This window comes from Pseudomonas sp. H1h, assembly GCF_000633255.1.
In the GTDB taxonomy this organism is placed as follows: domain Bacteria; phylum Pseudomonadota; class Gammaproteobacteria; order Pseudomonadales; family Pseudomonadaceae; genus Aquipseudomonas.
This window is the reverse complement of record NZ_AYMJ01000008.1, coordinates 259,077-281,895: the sequence shown is the minus strand read 5'-3', so window position 1 is coordinate 281,895 and position 22,819 is coordinate 259,077. Positions and strand designations below refer to the sequence as shown.

At 51.8% G+C, this 22,819-nt stretch carries 23 protein-coding genes and 1 pseudogene; 13 read left to right on the top strand and 11 right to left on the bottom strand.

Translation table 11 applies throughout. The features are described from left to right. Positions 1-19: 19 nt before the first annotated feature. Complete coding sequence (locus U862_RS0107245) at positions 20-1,318, top strand: MFS transporter (RefSeq protein WP_025109767.1); 1,299 nt, start codon at positions 20-22, stop codon at positions 1,316-1,318. 736 nt (positions 1,319-2,054) lie between these two features. Continuing rightward, entirely contained in the window at positions 2,055-5,714 is a 3,660-nt protein-coding gene (locus U862_RS29455) for an autotransporter domain-containing protein (protein ID WP_177327319.1), read from the top strand. Positions 5,715-5,936: 222 nt separating this feature from the next. Here U862_RS29455 and U862_RS0107230 read toward each other — a convergent pair whose 3' ends face one another. Next, entirely contained in the window at positions 5,937-6,173 is a 237-nt protein-coding gene (locus U862_RS0107230) for a hypothetical protein (protein ID WP_256214635.1), read from the bottom strand. 1,196 nt (positions 6,174-7,369) lie between these two features. Between U862_RS0107230 and U862_RS31070 the strand changes: the two genes are divergently transcribed. Both U862_RS31070 and U862_RS0107215 read left to right on the top strand, forming a co-directional pair. After that, the gene (locus tag U862_RS31070; protein WP_025109762.1) at positions 7,370-7,579 is read left to right on the top strand and encodes a hypothetical protein; all 210 of its coding nucleotides are present in this window, start codon (positions 7,370-7,372) and stop codon (positions 7,577-7,579) included. A 131-nt stretch (positions 7,580-7,710) separates the two neighbouring features. Continuing rightward, positions 7,711-8,181, top strand: a complete 471-nt coding sequence (locus U862_RS0107215) for a glycine zipper 2TM domain-containing protein (protein WP_025109761.1) — start codon at positions 7,711-7,713, stop codon at positions 8,179-8,181. A gap of 625 nt (positions 8,182-8,806) precedes the next feature. Here U862_RS0107215 and U862_RS29445 read toward each other — a convergent pair. Next, the gene (locus U862_RS29445) at positions 8,807-8,956 is read right to left on the bottom strand and encodes a hypothetical protein (protein WP_256214634.1); all 150 of its coding nucleotides are present in this window, start codon (positions 8,954-8,956) and stop codon (positions 8,807-8,809) included. A 410-nt stretch (positions 8,957-9,366) separates the two neighbouring features. On the opposite strand from U862_RS29445, the gene U862_RS0107210 reads away from it, so the two are divergent. Beyond that, complete coding sequence (locus U862_RS0107210) at positions 9,367-11,172, top strand: GGDEF and EAL domain-containing protein (protein WP_025109760.1); 1,806 nt, start codon at positions 9,367-9,369, stop codon at positions 11,170-11,172. Positions 11,173-11,856: 684 nt separating this feature from the next. Here U862_RS0107210 and U862_RS0107205 read toward each other — a convergent pair. Next, positions 11,857-12,093, bottom strand: coding sequence for a general stress protein (locus U862_RS0107205; protein WP_081794855.1), 237 nt, complete (start codon positions 12,091-12,093; stop codon positions 11,857-11,859). Between the two features lie 254 nt (positions 12,094-12,347). Here U862_RS0107205 and U862_RS0107200 point away from each other — a divergent pair, with 254 nt between their 5' ends. After that, the gene (locus tag U862_RS0107200; protein WP_025109758.1) at positions 12,348-12,905 is read left to right on the top strand and encodes an ATP-dependent Clp protease proteolytic subunit; all 558 of its coding nucleotides are present in this window, start codon (positions 12,348-12,350) and stop codon (positions 12,903-12,905) included. 128 nt (positions 12,906-13,033) lie between these two features. Continuing rightward, positions 13,034-13,291: a YgjV family protein gene (locus U862_RS0107195; protein ID WP_025109757.1), complete on the top strand. Its 258-nt coding sequence runs from the start codon at positions 13,034-13,036 to the stop codon at positions 13,289-13,291. Here U862_RS0107195 and U862_RS0107190 read toward each other — a convergent pair. Together U862_RS0107190 and U862_RS0107185 are read right to left on the bottom strand one after the other, a co-directional pair. Further along, positions 13,282-13,527, bottom strand: coding sequence for a hypothetical protein (locus U862_RS0107190; RefSeq protein ID WP_025109756.1), 246 nt, complete (start codon positions 13,525-13,527; stop codon positions 13,282-13,284). The genes U862_RS0107195 and U862_RS0107190 overlap by 10 nt on opposite strands. A 25-nt stretch (positions 13,528-13,552) precedes the next feature. Continuing rightward, positions 13,553-14,254 carry a glycosyltransferase family 2 protein gene (locus tag U862_RS0107185; RefSeq protein ID WP_025109755.1) on the bottom strand — a complete coding sequence of 234 codons (702 nt, stop codon included), beginning with the start codon at positions 14,252-14,254 and terminating at the stop codon, positions 13,553-13,555. A 184-nt stretch (positions 14,255-14,438) separates the two neighbouring features. On the opposite strand from U862_RS0107185, the gene U862_RS0107180 reads away from it, so the two are divergent. Both U862_RS0107180 and U862_RS0107175 read left to right on the top strand, forming a co-directional pair. Further along, positions 14,439-15,662 (top strand): zinc-dependent alcohol dehydrogenase, encoded by a 1,224-nt coding sequence (locus tag U862_RS0107180; RefSeq protein ID WP_025109754.1) that lies wholly within the window; start codon positions 14,439-14,441, stop codon positions 15,660-15,662. Positions 15,663-15,918: 256 nt separating this feature from the next. After that, complete coding sequence (locus tag U862_RS0107175; RefSeq protein ID WP_025109753.1) at positions 15,919-16,329, top strand: response regulator; 411 nt, start codon at positions 15,919-15,921, stop codon at positions 16,327-16,329. 45 nt (positions 16,330-16,374) lie between these two features. On the opposite strand, the gene U862_RS0107170 is transcribed toward U862_RS0107175, so the two are convergent. Then, entirely contained in the window at positions 16,375-16,641 is a 267-nt protein-coding gene (locus tag U862_RS0107170) for a DUF1652 domain-containing protein (RefSeq protein ID WP_025109752.1), read from the bottom strand. A gap of 328 nt (positions 16,642-16,969) precedes the next feature. Between U862_RS0107170 and U862_RS0107165 the strand changes: the two genes are divergently transcribed. Both U862_RS0107165 and U862_RS29440 read left to right on the top strand, forming a co-directional pair. Beyond that, positions 16,970-17,218 (top strand): DUF6555 family protein, encoded by a 249-nt coding sequence (locus U862_RS0107165; protein ID WP_025109751.1) that lies wholly within the window; start codon positions 16,970-16,972, stop codon positions 17,216-17,218. Positions 17,219-17,276: 58 nt separating this feature from the next. Then, positions 17,277-17,669 carry a GFA family protein gene (locus U862_RS29440; RefSeq protein WP_081794854.1) on the top strand — a complete coding sequence of 131 codons (393 nt, stop codon included), beginning with the start codon at positions 17,277-17,279 and terminating at the stop codon, positions 17,667-17,669. A gap of 16 nt (positions 17,670-17,685) precedes the next feature. Here U862_RS29440 and U862_RS0107160 read toward each other — a convergent pair whose 3' ends face one another. From U862_RS0107160 to U862_RS0107145, 4 genes are all read right to left on the bottom strand, one after another. Further along, positions 17,686-18,222, bottom strand: coding sequence for a hypothetical protein (locus U862_RS0107160; protein WP_025109750.1), 537 nt, complete (start codon positions 18,220-18,222; stop codon positions 17,686-17,688). A 296-nt stretch (positions 18,223-18,518) separates the two neighbouring features. After that, the gene (locus U862_RS0107155; protein WP_025109749.1) at positions 18,519-19,340 is read right to left on the bottom strand and encodes a DUF3618 domain-containing protein; all 822 of its coding nucleotides are present in this window, start codon (positions 19,338-19,340) and stop codon (positions 18,519-18,521) included. Next, entirely contained in the window at positions 19,337-19,765 is a 429-nt protein-coding gene (locus tag U862_RS0107150) for a phage holin family protein (RefSeq protein ID WP_025109748.1), read from the bottom strand. The genes U862_RS0107155 and U862_RS0107150 overlap by 4 nt, the downstream gene beginning before the upstream one ends. Next, the gene (locus U862_RS0107145) at positions 19,765-20,412 is read right to left on the bottom strand and encodes a hypothetical protein (protein WP_025109747.1); all 648 of its coding nucleotides are present in this window, start codon (positions 20,410-20,412) and stop codon (positions 19,765-19,767) included. Before U862_RS0107145 ends, U862_RS0107150 begins: the two co-directional genes overlap by 1 nt. A 323-nt stretch (positions 20,413-20,735) precedes the next feature. Between U862_RS0107145 and U862_RS0107140 the strand changes: the two genes are divergently transcribed. Next, entirely contained in the window at positions 20,736-21,185 is a 450-nt protein-coding gene (locus U862_RS0107140) for a low affinity iron permease family protein (RefSeq protein ID WP_025109746.1), read from the top strand. A gap of 274 nt (positions 21,186-21,459) precedes the next feature. On the opposite strand, the pseudogene U862_RS0107135 reads toward U862_RS0107140, so the two are convergent. Next, positions 21,460-22,126 (bottom strand): annotated as a pseudogene (locus U862_RS0107135) (isochorismatase family protein). A 254-nt stretch (positions 22,127-22,380) separates the two neighbouring features. On the opposite strand from U862_RS0107135, the gene U862_RS0107130 reads away from it, so the two are divergent. Next, entirely contained in the window at positions 22,381-22,644 is a 264-nt protein-coding gene (locus tag U862_RS0107130; RefSeq protein ID WP_025109745.1) for a hypothetical protein, read from the top strand. Positions 22,645-22,819: the final 175 nt, after the last annotated feature.

Below are 22,819 nucleotides of genomic sequence, written 5' to 3'. Positions count from 1 at the left end.
ATTGATCACCACGGTAGCCATGATGAAAACAACAACTCAAGACAGCCGATCCAAGGGATCGAAACTGGGCGCCATCCTGCGGGTCACCAGCGGCAATTTTCTCGAACAGTTCGACTTCTTTCTGTTCGGGTTCTACGCGACCTATATCTCGCAGACCTTCTTTCCTGCCAGCAGCGATTTCGCGTCGCTGATGATGACTTTCGCCGTATTCGGCTCGGGATTTCTGATGCGGCCACTCGGCGCTATCGTGCTGGGCGCGTACATCGACAAGGTAGGCCGGCGCAAAGGACTGATCGTGACTCTGTCGATCATGGCTGCGGGCACCGTCTTGATCGCCCTGGTACCTGGCTATGCCAGCATCGGTACCGCAGCACCGATATTGGTGTTGCTCGGACGACTGTTGCAGGGCTTCTCCGCCGGTGCGGAAATGGGCGGGGTCTCCGTGTATCTGGCTGAGATCGCCACGCCAGGGCATCGCGGGTTTTACACCAGTTGGCAATCGGCCAGCCAGCAGGTGGCGATCATTCTTGCGGCAGCCCTGGGCTACGCGATCAACGCGTCTATGGAAGCTACTGAAGTGGCTGCCTGGGGCTGGCGTATCCCGTTCTTCATTGGCTGCGTGATCATCCCGTTCATCTTCATAATTCGTCGCTCGCTCCAGGAAACCGAAGCGTTTAAAGCGCGCAGTCATCACCCAAGTGCCAGTGAGGTATTTCGCTCGATGCGCGACAACTGGCGCACGGTGCTCGCGGGCGGCCTGCTGGCCTCGATGACCACCACCACGTTCTATCTGATTACCGTGTATACACCGACGTTCGGTCGAACGGTGCTGAACCTGAGCACCACCGACAGTCTAGTGGTGACGCTCTTCGTCGGCCTGAGTAACTTCATCTGGCTGCCCATCGGCGGTTCGCTCTCTGATCGCATCGGCCGTCGCCCCTTGCTGCTCGCAATTACCGTGTTGTGTATCTTCACCGCCTACCCCGCTATGCATTGGTTGGCCGCGGCAGCAAGTTTCGAGCGTCTGCTTGCCGTGCTGTTGTACTTTTCGTTCTTCTTCGGAATTTACAACGGTGCGATGGTGGCGGCATTGACTGAGGTGATGCCACAAAACGTGCGGGTTGTTGGGTTTTCACTAGCATTCAGCTTGGCGACCGCCGTGTTTGGAGGCTTTACGCCCGCAGTGTCGACAATCCTCGTGCAGGCCACCGGTGACAAGGCATCCCCTGCTTATTGGCTAATGTTCGCTGCCGTGTGCGGATTCACTGCGACAACTCTTCTTTATCGCAGGCAAAAAACTGTAGCAATAAACGCATGATGAGACAGGAAGCTGGAGCTACTTTTCGGTTGTTTGGTAGACCGCCCAGAGCTTGAATTATTTGGGATGGCGCTGGTTACGACTGGCACCTCCTAATTGGCCTCACCTTTAGGCTTGGAGGCGCCTACGGAACTAGCGGCGATTCACCGTGATGAAATTGATGAGTCGGAGTCGCCAAGGCCACTCGCACTCACCCTGATCGGATGAAAACGTTCGAAGGTGGCCTTGTGGTAATCGATTTAGAAACGCTTGAGACTGTCGATGAGCTACAGCGTTTAGTTCGAACCCAGCTCAACCCTATCCAGACCGATTTCTTCTAAACGCTGACCTCCATCCAACAAGCAGACGTGGACGGGATCCGAACCTATCAAATGGTTGAGTTACAAACTATCCCCGGTCGGTTAAACGCACACCAATTATGCTGCCCAATTCTTTTGTGGACGAAGATTGCGATTCCCTACGGGGAATGCCATATTGCCATCATCCCACTTGCGATCTAACAGCGCCTGGCGAAAACCCGCAAACCAACTAAAAAGCCCCACCTTTAAAGACCCATTCTGCTCTGTCGATACCTTAGAAGTCGCCAGAATGGGCAGCATTGCGCGCGCTCGGCTAACCCGCACTCCGCCTCTGAATCAGGTTTCTCTGCATGTTCTCAACACAAAAGCTTGTCTGCGAAACAACGCCACTGAACGGTCGATACGTTTCATCCAGGGTTTCCAGATTTTTTGTGTTCATGGCACTCGCCATCTGCGGTCTGCTGTTTGATTCCTCTTCGGCCTACGCACTGTCGGCGAGCTGCACAACGCTCAACGGTTTGAACGGTTCGGGTAACTTTTCTCGCTCCTATCCTGCTGGTTCCTTTTCTGCCGGCGAGAGTGTCTCGGTCACGTTCAGCGACAACGGCGGCAACGTCGGTAACAGCAATCCGTCATCAGCCGATAATGTGATCCTGCGCAATCCGAACACCTTCTCGCCCTACTTTGATTACCGCAGCAACACGGGAAGCTCAGGAAGCCACACTGGTACCGCATCTGCTGCGGATCTCACTAATGGCTTGTTCATCAGCATCAAGGTCGGCACCTACCTGAGCACGGTGACCATCAACTGTGGTGCGGCGGTTTCCAGTGATGCCACCCTGTCGAACCTGATCCCTTCAGCCGGTAGCTTGTCGCCTTCATTTTCATCGGGCACCAGTACCTACAACGTCGCGGTCGCGAGCAACGTATCGTCAATCACCTTCACGCCGACGGCCTCCGACAGTAACGCCACGATCACGGTCAACGGAATGAGCGTGGGCTCCGGCGCTACATCGCCAGCGATCAGCCTGAACACGGGGTCGAACACCGTCAGCGTGATGGGCACTGCCCAGGACGGCAGCACCACGCACCTGTACACCATCACGGTCACTCGGGCCGTCGCTGCGCCAGATGCGAGCAATGTGTCCGCGACCGTGGCAGCCAACAGTTCCGGCAATCCGATCACCGTGGCCCTCTCAGGCGGTACTGCGACGTCTGTTGCCGTTGCATCCGCCCCTTTACACGGGGTTGCCACCGCTAGCGGCACCTCCATCACCTATACGCCGGCTGCGGGTTATTCGGGAACGGACAGCTTTATTTACACGGCGAGCAATACGACGGGCACCTCTTCAGCAGCCACCGTATCCATCACCGTGACACAGCCAACCTTGGCGGTGACCCCGGGTTCCTTGCCTGCAGGCCAGATCGGTACGGCTTACAGCCAATCGCTCAGCGCTGCGGGCGGAACCGCGCCTTACAGTTACTCAAGTTCAGGGGCTGTTCCGAGCGGTTTGAACCTTGATTCGGCCAGCGGCGTGTTGAGCGGTACACCCACCAGTGTCGGCAGTTTTAACTTCACGATTACGGCCACCGATAGCCATGGCGCAACGGGGAGCACGGGTTATTCGGTCAACATCGTCGCAGGCGCACTGCCCGTCACCGGTGCTGTTTCCGCCACGGTTGCCGCCAATGCCAGTACGCCAGTGAACCTCGCGCTGTCTGGCGGTGTTGCCAGTTCGGTTGCTGTCGCTTCTACCCCGCTCCACGGTTCTGCGGTTGCCAGTGGTACCACGATCACCTACACCCCCGCGACAGGTTACTCAGGCCCAGATAGCTTCACCTACACCGCCAGCAACTTGTCGGGCACCTCCTCCCCCGCGACGGTCACGCTCACGGTGACGGCGCCGACACTGGTGTTGACCCCGGCTGCCGGTGCATTGCCTGCCGGTCAGGCTGGAACGGCCTACAGTCAATCATTCAGCTCTACCGGGGGCTCGGCGCCGTATAGCTATACAAGCTCCGGAGTTCCCGCCGGGCTGACCCTTGATACAGCCAGCGGCGTTCTGAGTGGTATGCCCACCAGTCCTGGCAGCTTCAACCTCTCTGTCAGCGTGACGGATCGACATGGCGCCGTCGGCAATGCCAATTACACACTAAGCATTGCAGGTGGGCCAGTGCCTGTGGCCAACCCGGTTTCCGCCGCCATCGCTGCCAATAGCAGCGGCAGCATTGCGCTGTCACTGGCGGGGGGAATAGCCACGTCGGTCGCGGTTGTCACGGCACCATTGCACGGCAGTGCGATGGCCCGAGGCCTGACGATCACCTATACGCCAGTCGCCGGGTTCTCCGGGACAGACAGCTTCACCTACACCGCCAGTAATGGCTCAGGCACCTCACCGGCAGCGACGGTCAATCTGACGATTTCGGCCCCTACCTTGATCGTTTCCCCCGCCGCCGGGGAGCTGCCAGCGGCAACAATCGGTGCCCGTTACTCACAAGCATTGAGCCTAAGCGGTGGCAGCAACCCCTATCGTTTCAGCGCCACCGGACTGCCGTCGGGCTTGAACATCGACGCCTCCTCCGGAATAATTTCCGGCACACCTTCGGAAGCAGGCTCGGCGACCATTGCCGTGCAAATCAAGGACGCCACCGGTGCGACGCTCAATGTCGCTTACAACCTGAGCATCGGCGGCACGTTGCCAAGCGGCGCCGACCGCAGCGCATCCTTGTACGCTGGGCAGGCCGTCACCGTGAACCTGGCCGATGGCATCAGCGGCGGGCCATTCACCGGCGCGGCATTGGTGGACACGCCTTCCAAAGCCATGGGACAGACGACGCTCAGCGGGACGAGTATGACCTTTGTGGCTGCTGCACAAGCTTCGGGCGCTGCGATCATCCGTTACACCCTCAGCAATCGCTGGGGCGCGTCGCAACCCATCACCCTGACGCTGCAAGTGGCCGGACGTTCCGACCCGAGCAAAGACCAGGAAGTGATCGGCATGCTCGGCGCCCAAGCGCAAAGTGCCGCACGTTTTGCCCGCGCACAGATTGACAACTTCAACGACCGCCTCGAACAACTGCACGACAAAGAGAACCGTCGTGGCAGCAGCTTCAACTTGCAACTCGGCTTGCCGCAATCACGCCAGTCACGCACCGGCAATACCAGCGCCTCGGAGATGTACCAGGCACTGTCGTCACTCAGTGGCAGCGATCGCACAACCTCCCCACAATTGTCCGCAGCGCCCGGCTCAAACAACGGACTCCTGGGAGATGAGAACCTGTCGTTCTGGAGTGGTGGCTACGTCAACGTCAGTGATACCCGCCGAGACGATGTGAAGCTCGACAGCACCATGGTCGGCATGAGCGCCGGCGTCGACTATCGCTTCTTTGATTCCTTCACCGCCGGCATCGGATTCGGGTATGGCCGGGACTCCAGCGATATCGGTTCCCAAGGCAGCCACAGCAAAGGAAACTCCTTCAGCGGCGCAATCTACGGCAGTTTCCACCCGGGTCGCGTATTCATCGACGGTTTGCTCGGGTACAGCAACCTGTCGTTCGACAGTCGCCGCTATGTGACCGATAACGGCGGATACGCCAAGGGCTCGCGTGACGGCGATCAGTTCTTCGGCTCGCTCAGCTCGGGTTATGAATTCATGGAAGACGCCTGGCGTGTTGCACCCTATGGCCGTATCGACGTGTCATCGACGAAACTCGACGGATTCCGTGAGTCAGGCAGCGGCGCATTCGATCTGGCATACGCGGCGCAACGCATGAACGTGTTGTCCGGAACTGGTGGCCTGCGCGGACAATACGGCTTTTCGCTGAAACCGACCGAGCTGACCCTGCGTGGTCGTCTCGAATACAGCCACACTTTCAGTGGTGACAGCACGGCACGCATGGGGTACGCCGACATCAGTGACTCCACCTATGGCGTGTCCACCCAGGGGCAAAGCGAAAACCTGATGACCGTCGCGCTGGGAGCTGACGTTGCCCTGCCAGGCGGGTTGACGACAGGCGTGACCTATCAAGGCTCTTACGGGTTGGGGGACGACTCCAGATCTCATGCGCTTATGCTCAGACTCGGAACGCGATTCTGAAATCACGAAGCATCTTGCATAGTTCACGACACGAGCTGGGTAAGTCACTTCGTGCTCATCCCAGAGAGTGTGGTCTTTAAAGGCGGTCTTTTGCGTAACAGCTTGAAGTCCAGGCCATTTCCTTAGTGATTCCTGGGATAGACGGCCATTGCAGAAGCAGAGAGTTGACTCATCACGATACAGAGAGCTAGGGCGCAAAGCCCTAGCAGTCTGCAAGCATCACTATTTCTTTTTCGCCGTCTTAGCAGACTTGTCTGATTTCTTCGCCTTCTCTGGCTTGCTATCAGCTTTTTTTGCCGACTTCTTTGGCTCGGCATCTTTTTTCTTGTCTTTCTTGTCGGAAGATTTCGAAAGAGTCGAAGCTGCAGCTGATTTCTTTGCGGATGATGACTTTTTGTCTTTCAAGTCCTTGCTGGCTTTCGAGTCATCCCCTTTGCTTTTTTTGTCATCTTTAGCCACGTTGACCACCTCTCGGAGCATGCCGGTCTTGGCACATTGGCTGTGGTTTTTTCCACTAGCTGATCATTAGGCGAACCCACCAAGGAGCCGTTCAATTTTTCTGATCGGAACATCTTGCTCATCCAATCAGACGGGGTATTTAGCCGACTTCCCGGAATGTGCACGTTGGAGATTGGAGGAATTCGCGCATTCCCTGCAGATGCTCAAAGAAAAGGTCTTAAACCCTACCACTGACAGAAAGCATAATTTGGTAAAAATGATATTGGGGAGGACAAAAAATCGGTGCGTCATGTCGCTTTCCATTCATAGCGCAAGTAAAGCTTCGTCCGCTTGGATCAAGGGGGCGAAATCTTCAACTCGCCTTTCCTTAAGCCAACGCCTTGTTCTACCGATATCGAAGATCTGCCCTTGCTCCATCAAAGCCAACAGAAGCTCGTCCGATACCCGGTAGTGCCCACAGTCAGGACAGTTCCTTTCTTCCCAAGGGCCAGCGCACTGGATACGTTCCGCGACTCCCACGCAGATTAGACAGGTCATTGATGCCTCCCTTTACGTTTGTCCTTTTCCCAGGCTGGCCGTTCGCCATGAATTATCAACAGACATCGTGTTCGTGTTGACGTGGTCAAGTTATTCTCGACTGGTAAAAGCGAGCTGAAGTTCAGGAAGATGACGTTTTCAGCACAAACAAGTCGCAATCACGTTCAGGATTCTCATCCATGAACAACTGTTTTGCCTCTCGACTCCTTCGGTTTGCGAATCCATTATTCTGATTCTCACCGCGAAAGTTTGCTGCCGTTTCATCAAGATTTGCTTAATTATTATTGCCTCACCCACTAGCCAAACGGGCGTCAATCCTTGCCACCGACTGCCAGACGTTCTGTTAAGCAAGCTGCTTACGCTTTCGCTGCCCGTTCGCCTTACGAAAGACCTCAACGATCCACGGAAACGGTAAGGGTCGAGCTTTCCACCCACCTACTCAGGTTTTCGTAGGCCTCTTCTCCAGGTTAGTGCACCACCGCAGGAAAACCGTGTTCGGGCTTCCAAAATTGAGGTTAGCCGAGAGGCATGAGAGAGAACTTTGGCATGACCCTGTGAGTCGTACCTCCCATGAAATGCGACTGATCCATTCTTTGTATGTCCTCGTCATTTGCCGCGCAAAATCATCGGCACGCCGATTCCCTCTTTGGAGAAACTCTATGGTTAACGCAGATTTACTCCCGTCCCTACTTTTCAAAATTAACGAAAATCAAATCGCATTGGAGGCTGCAGTCATGGAACTGTCCAATTGGGTAGAACAGCGCGGGTCAGCAGACGTAGCCGATAACGTGCGAGGAGCATTGGAAGCGATAGATCGAAACGAAGAATTCATTAGCATGAGCTTGGCCATACTCTTAGCGCCGGAGTAAAAACTCTAGAAAGCGAAGCTGTAATGCCAGCGCAGTATGACGTCCATCATTTAAGGTGCTAATCAACCTAATGGATAGAGTGACAACCCGCAGGAGGCGGTGTCCAATCTATCAAATAGGAGTGGCTCCAAATGAAATCGACGTCCGTTTTTCCCGCCGTAGCGATTGTTTTAACCAGCGTGTTAGTCGTGGGAGGCTGTGCTCAAGACCTGGGTGGCGACTCTTATTCCAGGGAGGATACGCGTGCAGCACAAACAGTCCGAATGGGCACGATCTACTCCTTAAGACCGGTCAAAATTGAAGGAACCAAAACACCCATTGGGGCAGGTGCAGGAGCCGTTGTCGGTGGTGTTGGAGGTAGCGCGATTGGCGGCGGGCGCGGCAGTATCGTCGCAGCGGTCATAGGTGCGGTGGCTGGCGGATTGATAGGCTCTGCGACTGAGGAAGGGTTGATGCGCACCCAAGGGGTAGAGATTACCGTCCGAGAGGATGACGGTAGCATGCGAGCTTACGTTCAACAGGTACAAGAGAATGAAGTATTTCGAACAGGAGAGCGGGTGAAAATTTTGACTGTGAATGGCACAAGTCGGGTGACTCACTGACGGGCAGCTCTTGCTCCTAGCATCCAACTCCGGCTGCGTTCGGTTATTGCCAGGCCCTTCGGAAGATCGGATTAATTACAGAAGAAGAACTGGCGCGTCTCAAAGTAGAAGCTGAGAACGCCAAAGCAGAATGGTACCGTCGCAATTTTCCCTAGCCTGAAAATATCTAAGGAGAAATCTGGTGACTATCTTGGTTCACAAAAATGATCCATCTTTCGAAGCATTCATGTTGTTCCCTGACGGCCTCTGCCCATTGTGGCCCCGAAGTCGTGCCAGCAGAAACTAACATCATCATTCGACATGTAGCTGCGTCTAATTCCAAAAGCAACTCATGGGAGTGAATTCTAAAATCATCAATATCGTTCATTTTAAGACCCGCAAAATCTCACAGTCCGCATGAGCTGATATTTTTTTGACTGGGTGAGAATAAGAACGCTTCAACGAGGCGACGAACGGCGTTCAGATACTGTTGTTTTGGTCTTAATGCTGACAAAAAAGTAAGCAGGTATTATCGCTTTTGCCGAGCAATATGAAAAGACATGCATTTTTCGCAAAAATGATCCAAGGCAACGCGCTCCGCCTCAGATTTTTTTATTGCTGAATAAAGCTTTGAGCTATTAAAGCTTTATCTTGATTCAGCAATGACTTTACCTGCTTCACGGATGAGTTGTCGCCATTCTGTAGCTGAAATAACTCCGTTATGCTCAAGTCTGTCAGCCATTTTTAATAGCTTTTCGTAATGTTCCTCGGGACTGAGATCGATTTGCGGGCTCATGAATAGCTTCCGCCACGCTATTAACATTTCTCGCTTATGATCAGCACGCATATAAACAACCCCCGTTATTTCTTATTGGAATTTACATTTAGATCTAATGGCAATGTCTCGTACTGAGCAACCTCTACATGCAAACGAGTTCGTGTCCACGCACACGCCCATTGACTTTTGCTTTAATGAGGGATGATGGTTGGAGAGAGGAAGTGTTTTCGACGTTCGTTTTTTTTGCATACCAATGGTCGGTTTGCTGAGGGGTTTAGCCATTTTCGGAAGCACCTGCACCTTCACTCCCCCTTGAGCGATCATTCGAACTACACGAGGCATTTTCTATCAGAATCATAGAAAGCGCGATTCAGCGATAGGGACGGAAACTCGGTACAGTGTGACGATTGTGCCAAATCGAGGGAATTATGGATAAAGGCGCCCCGTTACCAGCAGAAGAAGCCATACGCTTGGCAAAAGTCGCTGATTTATGCCCCTTTGAAAGCAACTCAGACGAGGTCTTCGATAAGGTCGTATCGATGACTGCAGAGTTCTTCGATGCACCGATATCTTTGATAACCATTGTTGAACGACACCGCCAGTGGTTTCGCGCACGTGTTGGTATCGACGTCAATGAGACGCCGCGAGAAACTTCATTTTACGCGTATTCCGTCCTCACAAAGGAGCCTTTGGAGGTGCTCGACGCTCGCCTTGATGATCGCTTCAAGGACAATCCCCTTGTGACAGGCCCTCCCTTTATCAGGTATTACGCAGGCGCCCCATTGATGACTGAGGATGGCCTCAGTCTTGGAAGCTTGTGCATCATAGATACAAAGCCCAGGTCTGCGCTGAATAAACGTGAAAAGTCCATGCTTGTTTATTTCGCAGAGCTTGTAATGCTGCGAATAATGGGCGTCCGTGTACGCAACTTTGTCGATCAGCCGACAAGATTATTCAACAGGCTTCGACTAGAAGAAGATATTAGAGAAGTACTGCGCAACGGCGAAACCTCACAACTTGTAGCAATTGACGTACTAACACCAAAATTCCTCAATGACATGGTCAAGGCACTAGGATACAGTTTTGCTCAGGATCTGGTGCTTGCCATTAAGGATCGATTGTTGAAATTCTTGCCTGAGCGCTGTCATTTATACAAAGTAAGCCCCACGCGCTTTGGTTTTATATCCCCTGGCTTACATCCGCTCCCTCAGTTGTGCAATCCAATAGTTGAGGACTTCAAGGAGCCAATTGAGTGCGACGGCATCCCTATACTCATGCAGGTGGGAGTGGGTGTACTAGCGTTAGAAAGCAAGAATCAACTTACGCAAGACTGGTTAAGGCTGGTGGTTAGCACCGCTGATAACGCTCGGGATCGTAAAACGGGCTGGGCGGGGTACGAAAGTAAATTCGACGAAGCTCACCAAAGAGCGTTTATGCTTCTGAGCTATTTATCCAATGCATTGAAGTGCAGTGGTCAATTGTGGCTCATGTATCAGCCACAAATTGATCTAAAAACAGGGCAATGTACGTGTGTAGAAGCATTATTGAGATGGACGCACCCCGTTCTCGGACTGGTGAATCCTGCCGAATTCATCCCGCTCGTACAAAAAACTGCGCTTATGCAGCCACTTTCAGAGTGGATACTACACGAAGTCATACGTCAGGCAAAAGCGTGGCAATTGGAGGGTAGAACCTTCCGGATAGCCATGAACATAACGGTTAGTGATCTCGAAAGCTCCGCCTTTGTGGATTGTACAGAAAGCTTGCTGGACTCTTTCGGTTTGGAAGCCAATAAGATAGAAATAGAATTCACGGAAAGCGAACTGATAACCAATGCAGCCGAAGTATCTATCCAGTTGCAGCGTTTACGGAATCTAGGTATGGAAATTTCCATAGATGACTTCGGTACAGGCTACAGCAATTGGACATATCTACGTCAAATACCAGCTACGACAGTTAAACTAGATCAGTCTTTGACCGCACGGTTGAATGAAGATGAAAAAAACCAACGTCTCGTAAAAACTCTAATTGAGCTCGCCGATCGATTAGATTATCGCATCGTAGCTGAAGGTATTGAGACAGAAGAGGTTCTGAGGTTAGTCAAGGAATGGGGCTGTACGGAAGGCCAAGGCTATTTGTTCGCAAAACCAATGTCCGCTGAGTGCCTTGTCGCCTGGCTTGATTCACGGGTTTTACGTGATGATCAGCGCGCACTGCTAACACGCTTAGGATGAAAGCGTATCAGCAATACCTATATCTACTGACAGCCCCAAACATTGTATGCATCCCTCAGTCGCTTTTGAATGGCACCTTTGAAAAAACGCAACTATACTTCATCACAATAATTCCTGCCTGAGCAAGCAAGCATGCTTAACAAACCGTTCGTGCTTACATTGGCATTCATTCTAACAATTATCGTGACGGGGGCAGCGTTCTCAATCCTTAGCTTGCTAGGTCATCATTTGCTATAAAAACCACAAAGGAATTTGAACGCTTATTCCGCACGCAAAAATGAGCGACAATAAAAAAAGCCTAGCCGAGCGATTACATGAATATAAACATGACCAACATCAGCTATCTAAGGGACACTTTTTTAGGCCCCATATCGAAAAGCATTGAATGTGGTGTTGTAATCACTCCAATCACCCCAGGCGCTTTCCAAATACAGATTTTTGCTCCGTATCCAAGCGACCTACACAAAGCGTGCCACTTGACTATAGATACCCCATTAGGAAAGCTGTCCGGCGTGATTGTTCATACTCGAAGAATAGATAATGGCGATATAGAGTTTCAAATAGATACTTAACACAATACAATTAAATATAATCGCTTTAGTGCGTCGTTCTCATGCGTTAACCAGCACCTGTTGAAAAACAAGCCCCGGTTATTAGCCGGAGCTTGAATGGAATCACACCTCATTAAGACTTCCGTCCTCCACCACTATGCTCCCCACCTTTTTTGCCTGCTTCAGACGCCTTTTCACGGTCATCAGCAAAATTGCCGCTACGTCCGCTGCCTTGGCCACCACTGGTGGACTTGTCGGCAGTATGGGGATGTTGACCGCCGGAAGCTTGACCTCCTTTTTTGCCTGCTTCTGAGGCTTTTTCCCGATCATTGGCAAAATTACCGGGCTTGTCCTTTCCTGAGTTAGCCATTTCTGTCACCTCACAGTTGGTATACGAGCATTGGCTCGTTCAATTGGGAGCTTGAGTGAATTTAAAAGTTTGAACGAAGTTCCACATTGAGCGACGAGCGGACATCAGCATTCAGTTCATTGATCCTACTTATCATTCGGCTATTTCCGACACGTTTCCTAGTCAGTTTTTTACGATACCCGTTTGACAAAGCTCCTAATTTTTTTACTACGCTTTAAAGGACTCTAAATCGCTTTACGGCAGCGGGAGGCCAAATGACCGAGCATATCGTTCACTTTCATTGTCAGATTGACCAAAATACCTCTGAGCGCTTTAGAGATTGTTGTCTTGAGGCCATTGATGAAGGGGCCACCTCTTTGCTGCTCAATCTCTCCACGTCGGGGGGAAGCACCAATTTCGGCTTCACACTTTATACATTCTTAAAATCACTTCCAGTTCCACTGTGTGCCATAAATGCAGGCAATATTGAGTCAATGGGCATCATCATGTTTCTCGCTGCTGCGAGACGAATTACGTCTCCTCACTCCCGGTTTCTCATTCATCCGATGAATTGGTATTTCAGTCAAAGCTCGGTCGACCACCAACGGCTGCGCGAATACCTGTCGAGCCTCGATAATGACCTTGCCCGCTACGTTCAAATCTATGCTCTCGAAACGGCTGACGCTGCGACAAAACTTGATATTTTTCATTGCTTATCAGCTGAAGAAAAAGTCATCGCCGCGCATGAGTCCCTCGCCTATGGTATTGCACACGAAATGAAGCAAATGGTGTTTGCCGATGACATAAAGCATTGGAAGGTGAGTGGCGCTTAACTCCCCCCTCCCCACATTTTTCATGATGTATATGGCACGGCCCTGGATATACCTGGTCAAATCAGCGACTTATCCGCTAAAAAAAACAGCGGTATTGATCAACTGATCAAGCGTAAAGGGAGGAGGTTTTGGATTATCTGGATTGGGTTCAATGGCCCGCGATGGTTGTGACGGTGGTCGCCGCATGGCTGATTGGATCACAACGGCCAGGACGACGAATGAGTGGATTCGTATGCTTCAGTCTAAGCAACGCACTCTGGGTGGTATGGGGGATATACGCGGGAGCCTATGCATTGATCGTCCTGCAGATCTGTCTTTTTCTGATGAACCTGAGGGGGCTCAGAAAAAACCTGAGAGGTAAGGTTGAGGAGCAGTCTCAGGACTGACGATGCCCTTCGAAATTCTTTTTAAAGCCTCGGGCATTCATCCCCAAGAGTAAGCATTCTAGGATGATCAACGCGTAGGCATCGGCGTGAAGTCCCCAAATAACCCATAATGCATTACTCAGGATGAACCCCCAGAATGCTACCATCCGCCGGTAGGCTCTCTGTGAACCAATGAACCAGGCAGAGATCACTGTCGCTAGCATGGCTGGCCATTGCACATAATCGATGTACTCCATCTGACTCTCCTTCTTGCTCTGATCATCAAAGAGAGATGCCGGCACTGACTTGCGTATCAAGCACGGGTAGCCCGAGGGATACTCCAAGGTTGGCCAGGTACTCACCAAACCCACCATGACATCTGAAGTTTCTGCGTGCGCTGGTGACCACTGGATTGGTGGCCGTCCAAACAATGTGAGCACCAATCCTCTCAAGGTCTGAGACCAGATGGACATCCTCGTGTGCAGCTAAGTGTTGAAACCCGCCCGCCCTCCGATAGGCCTCGGCGCTCAGACCAAGATTGGCGCCATGGATATGCCGATGGTTTTCGACGAACTGGTAATGCTCCATGTACTTTGAGCGAACCGCTTCACCATGTTCTTGCCAGCTATCTACCTCAACTGTCCCGCAAACAGCCTCAGCTCCGAATGCGATTTGCCTAGCCAACCAATCTTGTGGAACGACCGTGTCTGCATCCGTAAAAGCCAGCCACTGCGCGCCGGCGGCCAGCAAGTAATCTGCGCCAGTAGCTCGCGCCCTGCCGACATTTTTAAAAGACACATTGATCCTACTGACGCCCTGAGCCAGGACGATCTGACCAGTCTTGTCAGAGCAATCGTCCAGAACGACCACCACTGCGACCGAGCGATTCGCCAATGCAGGGTGAGAAGCAGCAGACAGGACGGAAGATAGACAGGCAGTGATATGGCTTTCTTCATTGTGGGCAGGTATCACAACACCGATCATAAACGTAGGCTCCGGCTACCAGAATTACAGACTCCAGCAGTCGACCTCTCCTTATTCCAATAGGTTTAAAATATCGGTAATGCTCACATGATGACCGCTAGTCATTTGAGCCTTCTTCCTTGTGAACTTACGCTCCCGATAACTCCTCTTCCCTTAACTCCCTCTAAAGTAAGGAAAGGACGTTATGAGAGCACTCACGTATCACGGTGCGCACAGTGTTAAAGTCGACACCGTTCCAGATCCGGTCATCGAGGCCAGCGACGACATCATCCTTCGCGTCACCGCAACAGCGATTTGCGGTTCTGATCTTCATCTCTATAGAGGAAAAATTCCGACCGTCGAGCATGGCGATATCTTCGGCCATGAATTCATGGGGATCGTCGAAGAAACAGGTTCAGCGGTAACCGCCGTGCAAGCGGGCGATCGAGTGGTCATTCCTTTTGTCATCGCCTGCGGTAACTGCTTTTTCTGTGCGATGGATCTTTTCGCTGCCTGTGAGACAACAAACACAGGGCGCGGAGCGATCATCAATAAAAAAGCGATACCACCAGGAGCTGCTCTCTTCGGCTTCAGCCATATGTACGGTGGTGTACCTGGCGGGCAGGCTGAATACGTGCGCGTACCCAAAGCCAATACTGGGCCCTTCAAAGTCCCTGGCACGCTGTCGGATGAGAAAGTACTGTTCCTATCAGACATTCTCCCAACCGCCTATCAAGCTGTAACGAACGCCGGCATTGGCATGGGTTCCAGCATCGCAATCTATGGCGCAGGCCCGGTAGGCTTGTTGAGCGCAGCCTGCGCAAGAATGCTAGGTGCCGACCAAATTTTTATGGTCGATCATCATCCTTATCGCTTGGCTTATGCGCAGAAAACCTATGGCGTCATTCCGATCAACTTTGATGAAGACGACGACCCCGCCGATACGATAATTCGGCAGACGAAAGGCATGCGTGGCGTTGACGGCGTGGTCGACGCCGTTGGATTCGAAGCTAAAGGCAGTACTACAGAAACGTTACTCACAACTCTCAAGCTGGAGGGAAGCAGCGGTAAAGCGTTACGTCAATGCATTGCTGCCGTTCGACGCGGGGGCATTGTGAGCGTCCCGGGTGTCTACTCTGGGTTCATCCATGGCTTCCTGTTTGGGGACGCATTCGACAAGGGGCTTACCTTCAAAATGGGGCAAACCCATGTACATCGGTTCCTCCCTGAGTTACTCAACCACATCGAGACAGGTCGTCTTTCTCCAGAAGTCATCATCAGTCACCGCCTGTCGCTGGAGCAGGCTGCCGAGGGATATAAAATTTTTGATAGGAAGGAAGAGGACTGTCGAAAAGTCATCCTTACACCCGGTGATAGCCAGGTAGTTTTGCCCGTCAATGACGGTAATGCGACGGTGCTTGCTACATAGATCTTTCGCTAGGAAAAGGACGAGAAGGCTCGGTACCGAGCCATGAATTATTGTCCTTTTTCATTTATAGCGGATTAGAAATCGCCCTGAGCGGCAATCCATTTGCTCCTACCACCTTGGATCCTTTTTTGAGCGCAAATCTGTCACCTAGATTCCTTCAGAATGCATTGAAAACCACAGGACGATAAAACGCGCATACAATCAGGTACTGACAGATCACGCGCCGGCCTCTTCGCCCGGCTGGGAAATCCTTAAATTGACCGTCACATGGGAAAAGATTCTACCCATCAATGGATCGGTGATCGTCATAGAAGACGATCAGACTTTGCGAGCCTTGATGGAGGAAATCGTATCGGAAATTGGAGGAACGGCGATTTCATTTGGTAATGCGGATGACGCGCTAACCTATCTGCTTCAGGGTGCCGAAAACTGTCGCTTAATAATCGCAGACCATGGTGTCCCTGGCCGGATCAAAGGGCTTGAATTTATCAAAATCGTAAGACATCGATGGCCTACAGTTGCGTCCATCCTGACCTCGGGATACTTGATAGATCCTGAAGCTGTGCCAGCTTCTTGTATTTATCTGCATAAGCCATGGGCATTAGATGAATTGGTTAACGCTATTGCCAGATTGTTGCAGCCGGGCAATACGATCAAGAAAGCGTGACCTGCGATATCAACGACCCAGATAAACCGCGCTAGCTTCCGGTTTTCAAAAGCCTCGAATTTTGGACTCGCTCGATTGAAAGCTGGTTTTACTAGCAGCCATTTCGCTGCGCAGTTCCCCAATGAGGTTGGCGATCGCTCGACTTGACGTGAGTGGCCTCGCCGAAACACCCGTGACCAACAACTCGACCTCACCCGACGCAGGTTCAGTAACCTTGATCATGAGCGAACCATCCACATTCATTGTGCATGAGCAGGACAATGGCAGGAAGCCGCATTCAATGATATGTCGGAGCTCAAGCACGGAAATCATCACGTTTCATCCTAGGAGGCAATATTCATTAATTGTTGTTCAGAACAGAAGTCCGTCAAGAATTGAAAGAAGCATTATTGACAACTTTTTGGAATTATCCTCCTTGAAACGAAGCATTTTAGCTGCAGCGCTCAGCCGACCCTACGCGGCGTATAACATGCCTTTGGGCCGTGCGGATTGAATCAAATATGGTCTGCCTGCAAGGCAAAATTTCTCCCATTCGTGACGTGTGCCTCCCTACAGAAGGCACGTTGAAACGAAACGAAAAATCATTGGAATTTTTTTCTCCTAGAACTACTCATTTGCCTATGAGCGTAAGGAGGAACTCATGAGCCAAACAGACCTTTTTGTCGTCGACTACAAGCTTCATGGTCAAGCGAAGTCGTTCGTCATTCGCGCAAAAAAAATGCGCAATGAGGACGCATGGCACTGGGCAAGCTGCGACGCCGGATTAGCCCCGATTCCTAAGCCTGGTAGACCGCCCTTAAAAGTCATGTCGAGGCCGCAGGCCGAACGATTCGGCGTGACAGACGTAAAATGGCGGGAAACAGCGGCCTTGGAGTGGACGGACGCATAATCGTGCGCGGTCGGAGCAAATTTTCCAGCAAGACTCAATGGCAAGAAGGTGAAACCAGATGCTCAAGCACATAGGAAACACCCTAATCCGTAAATATCATCGCGCCAGCTGTCATTGTGGAGCAGTTGTCCTGCAAATCCACCTGCCTCAAGGCATGCCGGCGCCACACCACTGCGGCTGCTCTTTCTGCAAACGAAAAGGCGCGGTGGGTGCAACTATCGCGTCCTCCAATCTGCGGATTGTTCAGGGCGAAGAATCGCTGACAATGTACAAATTTGGTCAGGAGATCGCTGAACACTTTTTCTGTCGCAATTGCGGTATCCACACGCACCATCGGAGAGGAACCAACCGCGCGGAATTTGGATTCAATGTAGGCTGTCTGGAGGGGGTCAATCCCTTCGATTTAGAAAACGTCCCCGTCGAGGACGGCGGACAGTGGCAAATTCCATGATGCGGCCTATGACCCATCATGCGCCAGGATTAGAGAACTGAATGTAGACTGCCCAGCCGGCTAGCAAAACCCAAAATGCCGCAAATATCCATGGGGTACGTACTGAAAAAAGCAATGCCTGACGGTAACCCTTATGGCTGGATTCACGCTCACAAAACAGAGGCGATTCGTCATAGGCTAATCCCATCACCGGCTCACTTCTAAGCAGTTCGCTCTGCTTGTAGTACCAATGATCGATGATGTCATACGCGGCGCGAATGCCGGGCCAAGCATTCAATGAACTGAGAAGCCCCAGAAGCGCCAAGAAGGGAGGCACCACTAGCGTAAATAACTTGCCCCATTCTGGATTGACGTTGGCCATACTAGAGGCAAACGCGATCACCAAAAACGATTGTGCAGTCAGATACGCGTTTGTTCGATTGGACAGGATGGCGGTCTCATATTGAATCTCTCGACGATAGAAATCGAGGCGCTCTTTGGGCGAGCCGAACATCTTCGCATCCCGCGCGTTGAAGTCGGCATCACTCAATTTGGAAGTTAAAATTCTTGGCAAAACAGGTGCCTCCGTAAATTAAATACAAGCTATAAAAAGAAATAGAACCTATTAAACCGCCAGCGACGAAACCACTGCTAGAGAAACTTTATTACTCTTTTTCCAGAGTTTCTGCTTGATTACCGCCTTGCATCCTTGATCGTGCACGGGTGGCAATCGATTCCCGATGGACTGGCCTTCACCAGCATCTCCATATAAGCACTCTGCTTTGAGAAAGCTTCAACCGTTTCCAAAGAAGCTAATCCGAGCAATGCAACGAACGGGAAGCCCCTTTTAGGGCTCCCGTTTGCGAAGATTTATGAAGTCCCTAATCCGCGCGAAATATCCGCACTCGCTGTGGTTGTAGAGTTTTTTGACGTTTCAATCCCCCTTCCCATGTCCTGTTCCGTCGTCTTTGTGACACTATCGCGCACGGCTTCGTAGCCCTCTTGTGCTTGCTTCTTGACCTTATCCACCAAGCCGGCACTGGTACGACCCAGGTAGCGCTGCTCTGTTGAGGTGGTGGGCAATGCCGCGCCAATCATTGCTCCCAACGCGATACCTGCCGCTGCGACTACTAATGGCTGCTCCCTGAGTACTTGGTTGAACTGCTGTCCCACCACATGAGTAGTACGATTTAACCGGTCGCCTACGTCATGCATGGCATGACTGAGATTTTCGCCGGCGGCGCCGACATTGTCCCCGAGTTGACTAGCCTTGCTTTTCAATGACTGATATCCCTCTTTCAAGGAGTCGGCAGTGTGGTGAAGGCCATCGCGCACATTGTCGATCCCTTCAGCCAGGCCATCCGCCCATTCACCAGCCCTGTCCTGATCCGGCCCGGTGCGATATACCGGTTGAGCAACTGGTGGGCGATTCTGACTCATCATCATCCACAGCAACCCAATTGAAGTCAGTACTGCAGGAACTGGGTTATTGCGAACACTGGTGCCGAGGTTCGTGATGAACGTCGAGCCGTTGTTTTGCATCATGCCCCACGCCTGATCAATCATCTGACCGAGTGTGAATTTGCTTTCGAGCTTATCGACGATATTGCCGATGCTTTCACGCTGCGCATCAATTTCGCGCTCAATCTGTTCAGGGCTTTTTTCGGATTCGATTTCCAGATCGCTTTTCATGAGACTTTCCTCCGCAGCGCTTCCTGATCTTTATTCAAGGCGTCCAGCGTCCGGTCAGGCTTGAAGTGTGACGGCTCGAATTGTTTTTTACCTGACTGCAGCATCGCAAAGCCGATGATCATCACGACAACACCGACAATGAGAGCAGCCAACCACGGCGCCATGAACAAGCTCAAACCGTAAACTGCCGACATCAGCAGGATGATGAAGCCCGCCAGGAACACAATGGCTCCTCCCGCTACTGCAGCGATTCCAGCTTTCAACGTGTTGAGGCTGGATTGAAGCTCGACCTTGGCAAGAGCGAGTTCCTTGGTGAACAAAGCGGGCACTTCTCGGGATAATTGACGCAGCAGTCCAACGACGGACGCATCTTCGGGCTGAGTCAACGGCCTTGAGCCCGGCAGTTCTGAATCGTCTCTGTTCATCACAACTCTCCTTTCGTGTTTTGCGAACCCGATGTCGTTGACCCGGCAAAGTCCGTGGGATGATCCGATTCGCCTGGCGAGCTCGGTGTAATACCGGTAGCCAATCCAGGCTGCGGATCAGATGACGATGGAGAGGACGTCTCGAAAGGTCGGTGAGCACCAAATCCCGTTGTGGGCGGTGTCGAGGTGCCCGCTGCAGGATCTTGACTCGCAGGGACAGTCGCAGCGACGGAATTGCCCGCCTTTAAAAACCGCGACAAGCCGAAGCCTAAGGCGATGCTGCCAGCAATAAATAATCCGGGATTGTTTCGCGCCAGGTCAGCTGCATCGTGTAGCAACTGTTCAGCACTTTTTCCCCGCAGGTTTCCCGCCAAGCCGGTCATGGATTCCGCCATGTCTGTTAAATAATCGGACATGCCAAAGGTGTCCTTGTCCTCGATTTCGGAAACAAAGCTTTTTGCACCTTGGGCTAAGGCCTCAATCTGATCGGCGGCAGTGTCGCGGTACTGTCCGAATTGCTCATCTGCATGCTGCCTTGCGCCACCCAGCGCTTCGGCCACATCGTCCTTCAAATGTTGAAAATCCTGAGACTTCCCATCATCCGGGGTAGCTGATGGAGCCCCAGCCGTACTATCTGAAGTATTCATGTTGTCCCTCGCTTTCTGTTGAAAACGTCGACGGGACTGCGCAGCAAAAATGCCCTGAGCCCCTCAAAGCAGAGGACGGGTCAGGTAATGAGAGAGTTCAACATGGTTGATGAGCGTAAATTACTGCGTCACCCGGGGAGCCCTTGGGGCGAAATTCGTCAGGCGAATCGCCGAGTGGTGTAATGACTCAAAAAGCACAGTTTTATGCAAAATTCGTTGCAACTGATTGCGCTGAAGGGAATCCGACGAAGAGTTAAATTGTAAGAAAGAATTTCAGGCGTTGCAGATGGTCTACCTCATACCAATCAATAGAGTTCGCAACCATGAAATTCGCACGTTTCTGCCAAGCCCTGTCGAACTGGGCTGGCAGCTCAAAAACATTCCTTGCAGCAATGGCCTTGATAGTCGTTTGGGGGCTGACCGGGCCCTACTTCCATTACAACGACACCTGGCAACTCATCATCAATACCTCTACAACCATCATTACCTTCCTGATGGTGTTCCTCATTCAGAACACCCAAAACCGCGACAACGACATTTTGCATCTCAAGATTGACGAACTGATACGCGCCACCAAGGACGCGCAAAACGCGGCTCTATGCCTGGAACAAATGGGCTCAAGAGATTTGCGCAAGCTGCGAGAACGATACAGCTCCCTCGGGAAGGATGAGCAGGTCAATCTTGACTCTGTCGCAGCAGAACAGCCAATGGCCGTCGCTGATCCCACTCAGTCACCCAAGCTTGAATCAGATATGAATGATCTGCAGCGGTAAGCAATGTCTCGACATTTTTCAGAAGCGGCTCACTTCAGCGGCATGAATTGGGGGCTAGGTGTGTAAAGCGCAATTCTATGGTGTGAGCTAAGATTTCATCGTTCACCTCGCTGGTCGCAGCCCAAACAGCTCGTCCCTGAAGCGACCAGCGAGGAGGACACCTCTACTGCCCAGTCTCATCAATGTCATCACGAAGCTAAAAAGGGCGCCGAAGCGCCCCGCTATCCGAACATTCTTTAGATAAGCCGTCCCGGTATTTCAACGGAAGCAATTTTTACTGGTATTTGTCCAAGTGAGTATCTGCGACCTCTTTCACCACCGCCTGCGCTTTACCAAAGCTTTCCATCAGGCACTTGTATTCCGGGCATACATGATCAGCGAGGATTTCAGCGAAACGCGAACCTTCGGCCCGGTTCCATTTCTGCATCAATTCAGCCACGATGGCAAACGTATCAGTGGGAATCGCCCCGGCCTGAACGACGCGGGCGATCGTGGTGTCGGTTGCCAGCTTGCTCCAATTCCCAGAAGCGTCAAACACAATATGCTTTGTAACCCGCTTGAACCGCGCTGACTGCAGGAAAGGCCATGCAAACGCTTGTAAGCGTGCCAGCGATGATGAGTGTCTTTCGACCAGTCTTCTCAACCGCCTCAACAAATAGAGGATTGTCCCACGTGTTGATTTGGCCTGTCCGCGGTACATACACCGCGTGAGGAGCATGCTGATGGATCTCTGGGATCAGCGGGCCGTTCGGCCCGTCAGGTACCGACGCTGTGATGATCACTGGAATGTTCAACAGCGTCGCCGTTTTTGCGATCGCTATCACGTAATTACGAAGATCGGGGATGGGCACATCTCGTACAGTGTTAAATAAACCGCTTTGGTGGTCGATGAGCAAAATGACAGCATCGTCTGGGTCTAGCATTCCATTTTGGGTGGTCATGTTATTACCTCGTCTGTCTGTTTTTGACACTGAATTACCTCACCAAACAGATGAGGCCCTTCAACTCTAGACCGACAAAACGATTGTGCCTGGAAGGCACATCGGAGAACTGGCTCAACCCAAAGCCACTGTTGTCTATGATCGGCAAGGAAAGCAGCGCGCTACCTAACATGAGTCGCGGCTCGTACAAACGCATGGCATGCTTGAGAAATTATCTCGATCCCTGCATTTGTTCTAATCTCAGGAAGTTTTCAATGCCATTTAGCTACAAAAAACGCGCAACCTACGATGTGATGTCAGGGCATGTTCCTATCGGTCGCATAATCGCAGGGCAATACTACGACTGGCCCTACGATGCTTGGGAGCGTGGCGAAGGGCCGGATCTTTCAACCGTAACTGGTACGTTCGACGGGAAATTTTTTCGCTACAACGGCAGTAAGAATGCTCGTTTCAGGGATGGGCTGCTCATTCGTGAAAGCGACAGTGCCATTTTCCAGCTTATGGAGGTAGACGAATAATCCTCTTGACGCGAGCATCGCTGTAGAGCTCTAGACCGCTCGCCCTCCCGTTTGTCTACTACACTGCACAGGAACCACGGAGGGCAAATATGAAATGTCTAGTTTGTAACGCCGATGCAGTTATGCAAGTAAAGTCAAATAAATGGGTCGAGACTCACTGCAATTATGGGTGTGG